The 7,854-nt window shown below is 60.7% G+C and carries 8 protein-coding genes; 5 read left to right on the top strand and 3 right to left on the bottom strand.

The window, feature by feature from the left end; genetic code table 11:
- The first annotated feature begins 101 nt into the window (after positions 1–101).
- Positions 102–1,763 (top strand): glucosamine inositolphosphorylceramide transferase family protein, encoded by a 1,662-nt coding sequence (locus PDO_RS06100; protein WP_007599257.1) that lies wholly within the window; start codon positions 102–104, stop codon positions 1,761–1,763.
- Here PDO_RS06100 and PDO_RS06095 read toward each other — a convergent pair.
- From PDO_RS06095 to PDO_RS29320, 3 genes are read right to left on the bottom strand one after another with little or no spacing between them, the layout of a single operon-like run.
- On the bottom strand, positions 1,715–2,461 hold the full coding sequence (locus tag PDO_RS06095; protein ID WP_007599255.1) for a 4'-phosphopantetheinyl transferase family protein: 747 nt from the start codon (positions 2,459–2,461) through the stop codon (positions 1,715–1,717). The genes PDO_RS06100 and PDO_RS06095 overlap by 49 nt on opposite strands.
- Before the next feature lie 3 nt (positions 2,462–2,464).
- A complete protein-coding gene (locus PDO_RS06090; RefSeq protein WP_348225818.1) occupies positions 2,465–3,373 on the bottom strand; it encodes a DegT/DnrJ/EryC1/StrS family aminotransferase in 909 nt (302 codons plus the stop codon).
- Entirely contained in the window at positions 3,346–3,654 is a 309-nt protein-coding gene (locus tag PDO_RS29320) for an aminotransferase class I/II-fold pyridoxal phosphate-dependent enzyme (RefSeq protein ID WP_348225817.1), read from the bottom strand. The genes PDO_RS06090 and PDO_RS29320 overlap by 28 nt, the downstream gene beginning before the upstream one ends.
- A gap of 259 nt (positions 3,655–3,913) precedes the next feature.
- On the opposite strand from PDO_RS29320, the gene PDO_RS06085 reads away from it, so the two are divergent.
- From PDO_RS06085 to minE, 4 genes are all read left to right on the top strand, one after another.
- Positions 3,914–5,686, top strand: coding sequence for an FAD-dependent oxidoreductase (locus PDO_RS06085; RefSeq protein ID WP_244426363.1), 1,773 nt, complete (start codon positions 3,914–3,916; stop codon positions 5,684–5,686).
- Positions 5,687–5,851: 165 nt separating this feature from the next.
- The gene (gene minC, locus PDO_RS06080) at positions 5,852–6,598 is read left to right on the top strand and encodes a septum site-determining protein MinC (RefSeq protein ID WP_007599251.1); all 747 of its coding nucleotides are present in this window, start codon (positions 5,852–5,854) and stop codon (positions 6,596–6,598) included.
- 35 nt (positions 6,599–6,633) lie between these two features.
- On the top strand, positions 6,634–7,449 hold the full coding sequence (minD, locus tag PDO_RS06075; protein ID WP_007599249.1) for a septum site-determining protein MinD: 816 nt from the start codon (positions 6,634–6,636) through the stop codon (positions 7,447–7,449).
- On the top strand, positions 7,446–7,709 hold the full coding sequence (gene minE / locus PDO_RS06070) for a cell division topological specificity factor MinE (protein WP_007599248.1): 264 nt from the start codon (positions 7,446–7,448) through the stop codon (positions 7,707–7,709). The genes minD and minE overlap by 4 nt, the downstream gene beginning before the upstream one ends.
- Positions 7,710–7,854: the final 145 nt, after the last annotated feature.

The raw sequence follows: 7,854 nt of genomic DNA, 5'->3' as shown, positions 1-7,854 counted from the left end.
GATCGATCTCGAAGGGTGGCACGAAGACNCGTTGACCGTCGATGGCATTCACACGCTTGCCGTGTCGATCGAGGACGCGCTTTTGCTGGAGCGCGTCTGACATGGACAGCTTTGCCAAGCCGGCTGACACGCTCTCGCGATCGGATCGCTCGCTGCTGCGGATCGGAGTTATGATTGATCGGCAACAGGGCTTGGAGAACTGGCAGTCGCGGATCATCGATCGGATCCTGGCAGACAGCCGGTTTGCACCCGTGTCGGTTCTGGTGTGTCCGCCTTCAATCGCAACAGCCAAGCCGTCACGGCTTTTGCGGCTTGCGGCGGCACTCGAACGCATCGCCCTGGCGCGTCAGCCCGCCTATCTGCCGCAGCATTTCGACCCTGCAGCATTGCCGTTCCGGCAGGTCGCGTTGGGGCGTGGTGACGGGGTCGCGGACGGCCAGGCGCCGCTGGCTGACATCAGCGACCTGAAACTCGACCTCGTGCTAAGCCTTACCTCCGGTGAACTGCCTGAGCGCATGCTCGCGGGCCTTCGTTTCGGTGAGTGGCGGTTTTCGTTTTCTGCCGAGGCGAGTGAGGGCACCGACTGGTCCGGCTATGCCGGCGTGATCGAGAACAGGCCGGCAACCGAGATGCGCATCGATATCCGTCGCGGCGATCCGGTGCGGGATGCCAATCTCGTCGCTGCAGCGTTCAACACCAAGTTCAGCGCAATCCGCAACGCGGATTTCATCAAGGAACGGGCGGTGACCCTCGTGATGAGGGAGCTTCGACGCGTTGCCGATACGGGACGCATCGAACCCTCTGCTGACCGGCCCACCCATAACGTCCGCTCGGCTCCTCCGTCTGGATCACAGCTCCTGCGCTATGGGTGGGGTCTTGCATCGGAACTTCTGGCGCGCAGCAGCAAGGCCGTGCAGGCAAAGTTCGGCGGCGGCGCTGCCGTCTGGGCGCTTTATGTCGGGCAGGGGAGCCCGCGTGATTTCGATCCGCGCCAGTCGGTGCTGATTGAACCGGACAAGGACGAGATCCGGGCCGATCCCTTCCTGCTCGAACACGAGGGGGAGATCTACCTGTTTTACGAGGCCTATGCGCCCGGTGACGGCAAGGCGCATATTGCGGTCAGCCGTCTTGTCGGCAACCGGGTTGAGCGGCTGGGCATTGCCTTGAACTGCGAACATCACCTGTCATATCCGTTCATCTTTCGCCATGACGGCCAGTTGTTCATGATGCCGGAGACGAACCAGGCGAGGCGTCTGGAAATCTGGCGTTGCGTTGAGTTTCCGCTGCGCTGGGAACTGCACTCCACCGCCCTGGAAGGCCTGTCTTCGGCCGATAGCACCCTGACCCTGTACAATGGCAGGTGGTGGCTGCTGACAAACCTGTCTGATTTCCATGCCTATGAGGACCATTGCAGCGAGCTGCATATCTTTGAAGTGGATGGACCCGACTTGAAGACCGTCGTGGCACACAGGAACAACCCTGTCGTCATCGACAGCACCACCGCGCGCAATGGCGGGCGTCCCTTCGTCGAGGACGGAAAGCTCTATCGGCCGTCGCAGCGCAATGAGTTCGGTGTGTATGGCTATGGCCTGAACATCATGGAAATCGAGCAGCTGGATCTTGATCGCTTCCAGGAGCGCTGTGTGCGAACCATCACGCCCGACTTCAGTCCCGGGCTCGTTGCCTGTCACCATCTGGATGCGGCCGGCGGGCGCTATGTGATCGATGCGATGCGCGGGCGCGCGCGCCAGTCACCGCAATAACGCAAGTGGACATGCTGTCCGGAGTTCAAGACTGCAACGGCGGCACAAAAGCCTTCGGCCACGTCGATATTCATAATCATCCAGTCCTGCGCCGCGCCCACAGCCGGGTCCAGTCTGCGAAGGATCTGTTGTGGGCTTGCTGAAAGCGAAACATCAAAACAGTCCAGCGCAAGCGACAGTCCCGCGCCATGTGCCTTGACGAAGGCTTCCTTGCGGGTCCAGCAGCGGTAGAAGGCGGCCATGTGTTCATGGGTCGGATAAGCCCTGAGTTCGGTACATTCCGCAGCCGAGAAGAAATGGCCTGCTACATCTTCCGCGATTGGCTTGATTTCTTCGACGTCGACCCCGAGGGTGAAATGTCTGGATACCGCGAGCAGGGCTTGATCAGCGCTATGGCTGAGATTGAATTCGAGCGGGCGTTCCCCGGTCGTATCGAGATACGGTTTGCCGAACTCGGTGTAGGAAAAGCGCACATCTTTCGGCGCAATGCTGAGATAGTCGCCCAATATCGATCTGAGCCCGGCTCGGCCTGCCATATAGCGCCGGGTATCGCGGGGTTTTACAAATCGCTGCGCCCGCTCCAGTTCATCCTGTGAAAGGCAAGTACCAGACACCGCATCTTCGCTGGCCGGGATTTCGAGGGACCAGTTCCAGATATCGACCTGACGAATGTCGGCCAGCGGCTCGACGACAGGCATGATTCAGGTCAGTCCCGGGTTGGTCGTATAGGGAGCGAGAGGCATGCCCCGGTCCTTGACCATGCGCCGCGCCATGTATCGCATGAAGACCAACGGATAGTTCTCTCCAACCGTGATGCGACATGTCCGCTTCAAGATGTCCAGCGAGCGCGGACAGGCTTTCGGCGAATAGTCCATCGGGCGTGCGGCCCAGGCATAGGGGTTGAGTTTCGGGTGTACGGTCCGCTGCTCCAGGATCGGTTGCCAGAAGGTGTAGACATGCCGGCTTGAATCGTAGACCCGGTGCACGCCGCGCTTGTTGCGGGCCGCAAAATCGCGCGCCTCTTCTTCTGTGTCGAACACAACGTGCAGCCCCGCGGCGTTTGCCGGGTCGTGCTGCGGAATGAGACGCAATCCGCCTCTGGAGGTCAGGATGTCTGCCATGGCCTCGTAGCGTTGCCGCATCCGGCGCAGCATCGGGCCAAGCTTCTTGAGCTGGACATTGAGCATGGCCCCCTGGATCTGGCTGGCCTTCAGGTTGATGCCGGGGATCAGCGGCGCGTTGGCATTGTCCAGGTGTCCGCGAAAGACCGCGCCTATGTCGTGGTACATGCGCGCGCGGGCAAACAGCTGGTCGTCATTGGTGACGATAGCGCCGCCTTCACCGACGTTGATATTCTTGAACTGGTTGAAACTGTAGGCACCAGCGTCACCGATCGTGCCGACCTTCCTGCCTTTGTAGGTGAGGCCGACGGCCTGGCAGGCATCTTCGATGACCAGCAGATTGTGATCCCTGGCTATCTGCATGATGGCGTCCATGTCGCAGACCACATTGGCCATATGCACCGGAATGATCGCGCGCGTGTTGGGCGTTATCTTGCGCAGGATATCTGCCGGATCGATCGTCAGGCTCTGGTCGATTTCGACAAGCACCGGCACGGCCCCGACGGCAGGGGGGCAGCGGCCGTGGCGATCCAGGTATAGGCCGGAACCAGGACTTCATCCCCCGGGCCGATGCCGGCGGCGGCAAGGGCTGCAATCAGGGCGCCCGTGCCGCTGCTCACCACCAATGTGTGCTGGACGCCGAAGGCGGCGGAGAAATCGCTTTCGAAGCGGTTGAGCGGGCTACCGGCACTTCCGCCATATCGCGACAACCGTCCCGATGCGATGACGGGAGCGATTGCCAACCATTCGCGCAAGCCTACCTTTGTCATCCGTGTCTCCAACCCCTGGCCGATGTCGCGGGCCATCCATCTCTGGTCTGGAAGTCTAGGATTTGTCGGAGAGCAATTCAAAATGGATATCCGGCTTAGGCCTATGCCAGCCCTGGTCCCGCGGCCTGACCTGAATGGGTAGAATGGCTGTTTGGGCTAAGCATATTGGACAATTTCAACGTTTCGGCCGTTTTGTTAGCACTCAACGAGCACTCAAGCTGCCTGCACAATCGCAGCTGCGAGGACGATGCCGAGAACGATGGCCGAGGACGATGGCATGGGCGTGCGTGATCTGCGAACCGCTGCAAAGGATACCCTGTTTCATGCCGATGTCGCCATCATCGGCGCGGGGCCTGCAGGCCTTGCGATCGCGCGGGAACTGGCCCATTCGAAGATCCGGGTGCTGATTGTTGAAAGTGGCGGATTTGATTTCGAGCAGGATGCCCAAAGCCTCAATCGCGTCGAGAATATCGGCGAACCCCGTCGAAGAGACGGTGTCGTTTCGCCCGGGCGCGGATATGATGGCAGCCTTGCCTGGCTGAACGACATTCCAGCCTTCGAATTGCGCAATCGCTGTGTCGGCGGCAGCAGCCATACCTGGGTTGGCAAATGCGCAGCCTTCGACAAGATCGATTTCGAGCGGCGCTCGTGGCTTCCTGGTTCCGGCTGGCCGGTCACGCGCGACAGCCTCGAGCCGTTCTTCGACCGTGCCGGCGATCTGCTCAATCTTGGCCCCAATCTCTACGATGCCCGGCTGCGCGACCATCTTCGTTCGCCACCCGAAGATCTGCAATTCGACCAGACAAAACTGCGGTCCTTCTTCTGGCAGTTCAGCCACCAGAGTGCGGTGAAGCGTGAGCCCTTTCGGTTCGTCGAGATTGCCCGCAGCCTCAACGCGCCGAATATCGAGATCCTGACCCATGCAACGGTGACACGTATCAATGTCGAACCGTCCGGGCGTGCCGTGACCTCGCTTGAGGTTCGCAGCCTGACCGACCACCGGGTTCTGGTCCAGGCGCGCACCATTGTTCTTTGTTCCGGCGGCGTTGAAAACGCGAGACTGCTTCTGTCATCGAATGCCGTCATGCCCCATGGCATCGGAAACGGCCGGGATGTCGTCGGACGATATCTTGCCGATCATCCCCGCACGGTGATTGCCCGTTTCCCCCGGAGCACTCTGGAACCCGTCGCAAGACAGTTCGGCTTCTTCGGTTTGACCCACAAGGGCAATACGCATTTCTACCTGCATGGGCTGGCATTGAGTGCAGACATTCAGGCGCGGGAAGGGCTACTCAATTGCGCAGCCTATCCCGTCCAGACGCTTTCCTCCGATGATCCCTGGGCTGCGCTGAAGCGCATGGCGCGTGGATCAAGGACGCCGGGGCGTGATCTGCTGACTGTTCTGCGCTCGCCGGCAATGCTGGCGCGTGGCCTCTACGAGCGGCAGGTCCTGCAACGGGGCCTGCCGCGCAAATCCGACGAACTGCGCTTTGATGTCATGGTCGAGCAGCCGCCCAATCCTGACAGCCGGGTCACGCTTTCGCCGTCCACCGGCCGGCTTGGAATTCCGATGGCCCGGGTGGACTGGCGTATCGGTTCGCTGGAACGGCAAAGCGTCAAGCGACTGGCACGACTGATGCAGTCGGAATTCAAGACGGCGGCCTTGCCGGAGCCACGTCTGGCAGACTGGATCCTGGCCGATGACGACGAGGCGGGTGCATTCATGGATATGGCACATCCGTCCGGCACGACCCGGATGGGGGATGATCCGGCCACGAGTGTCGTTGATGCCGACGGCATGGTTCATGGTGTGGAAGGCTTGTTCATTGCCGGAAGCTCGGTGTTCCCGACGGCTGGTCATGCCAATCCGACCTTGATGATCGTGACGCTAGCGCTGCGTCTCGCCGACCATCTGAAGCGTCGCTCCGCATCTGCCGAGACGATTGTCCGTGCCGGCATGCCAAATGGTCAGGCCGGCGGCGAAATTCTTCCGCTGGCGGCGATACCTGACGGTAAGATCAGAGGATTGTAACGGTCAGAATATTGCAGGAATTGTGGTGGAAGAGGGCGGCAAGCCGGGCGACATGCGCCAGACTGTCATCGGCGAGCCGGTTAATTTTCCTGCCGGCAAAACCCGCGCGTTAACCATTTGTTAACCATATACGCGCTAGTCATCGTAAACGATTTGTTTACGTAGATGACCAAAGTGCTAACCGATTCCCGCTCCATCCGCATCAAAGGTCGATCCTTCCTGGCAGTCGTACTGGCGCCGGATCTGCCGCTTGACGACTGGTTGATCCGCTTGGACGACCTGGCTGCACGGTCAGCCGGCTTCTTTCTCGGACGACCGGTTGTCCTGGATGTATCTGACATCGAGATCGACCGTTCCCAGTTGAAGGGGCTGATCGCCGAGCTTTCGGCGCGCAATGTCAGCATCATGGGCATCGAGGGTGGACGTGCTTCCCTGATCGAGCCCGGCATGCCGCCGGCGCTGAAAGGCGGGCGGGCTGCGGCCGACTACGAGGTGCCGCAGACGGAGATACCGGTCGAAGGGTCGAAGCCTGCGGTGCAGCCGGCGGCCGAACCTGTGGCCGTGGTCGAGCAATATGCTTCGGCGCCATCGCTGATGGTGCGCGAACCGGTGCGATCCGGCCAGTCGATCGTCTTTGCACAGGGTGACATCACCGTCCTTGGATCTGTCGCGTCCGGTGCCGAGGTGATCGCCGGGGGGTCCGTGCATATCTACGGTGCCTTGCGGGGGCGGGCCCTTGCCGGGTGCCTGGGCAATGGCGAGGCGCGGATCTTTTGCCGAAAATTCGAATCCGAACTGATCGCGATCGACGGTGTCTACGCGATGACCGAAGACATGGACCCGGACCTGCGTGGCAAGCCGGTTCAACTGTGGCTTGAGGGCGATGCGATCCAAGTTGAGAAGATGATGTGATGATGAATTCGAGCGGGGCTATACAGGAGAGACATATGGGCAAGGTTGTTGTTGTAACGTCAGGCAAGGGTGGGGTGGGTAAAACCACGTCGACTGCCGCACTGGGAGCGGCTCTTGCGCAAAGAAACGAGAAGGTCGTTGTCGTCGATTTCGACGTCGGCTTGCGCAACCTCGATCTCGTCATGGGTGCCGAGCGCCGGGTCGTCTATGATCTGGTCAACGTGATCCAGGGCGATGCGAAGCTGCCGCAGGCGCTGATCCGCGACAAGCGCCTCGAGACCCTGTTCCTGCTGCCGGCCTCTCAGACCCGCGACAAGGACAACCTGACCGCCGAAGGCGTCGAGCGGGTCATCAACGAACTGAAGAAGTATTTCGACTGGATCATCTGCGACAGCCCCGCCGGGATCGAGCGCGGAGCGACGCTTGCCATGCGCCACGCCGACATGGCTGTGGTCGTGACCAATCCGGAAGTCTCTTCCGTGCGCGATTCCGACCGCATTATCGGCCTGCTGGATTCCAAGACCCTGAAGGCGGAGCGCGGCGAGCGCATCGAGAAACATCTTCTCCTGACCCGCTACGATGCCAACCGCGCCCAGCGCGGCGACATGCTGAAGGTCGATGACGTGCTCGAAATCCTGTCGATCCCGTTGCTTGGCATCATTCCGGAAAGCATGGATGTGCTGCGCGCATCCAATATCGGTGCGCCGGTTACGCTTGCCGATGCCCGCAGCATTCCTGCACAGGCCTATTTTGATGCGGCCCGTCGTCTCGCCGGCGAAAGCCTGCCAATCACCATTCCGGGCGAGAAGCGCAGCCTTCTCGACAAGATTTTCGCGCGGAGGGCCGCATGAGCATTTTTTCCCTGTTTCGCAAGCAGCAGCGGTCTGCACCGATGGCCCGCGAGCGGCTCCAGGTCTTGCTGGCACATGAACGCGCTTCACTGGAATCCGATCTGGTCTCCATCCTGCGCGAAGAGATCCTGGCCGTGATCGCCAAGCACGTGGAGTTCGACCCCGACAAGGTGCGGATCAAGATGGACCGCGATGACGACGTCTCGATCCTCGAGATCGATGTCGAGATCCCGCTGAATGCCGCAAGGCTTGCCGCATAGTGCAAATGCCGAAGGTGCATGCGCATTCTTCGGCAAGCGCCGTTGTCATGTGAGAATGCCGCCGCCGAATTTTCGGTCGGCGGCTTTCGATGTGATGGGGGGGCAAGTCGCACTTCATCCTTGACCCCCCCCTCCTACATAAATT

Origin of the sequence: Rhizobium sp. PDO1-076 (assembly GCF_000247475.1) — a bacterium.
Lineage (GTDB): Bacteria > Pseudomonadota > Alphaproteobacteria > Rhizobiales > Rhizobiaceae > Allorhizobium.
The sequence above is the reverse complement of the archived record's forward strand: the minus strand, read 5'-3'. Positions and strand labels throughout refer to the sequence as shown.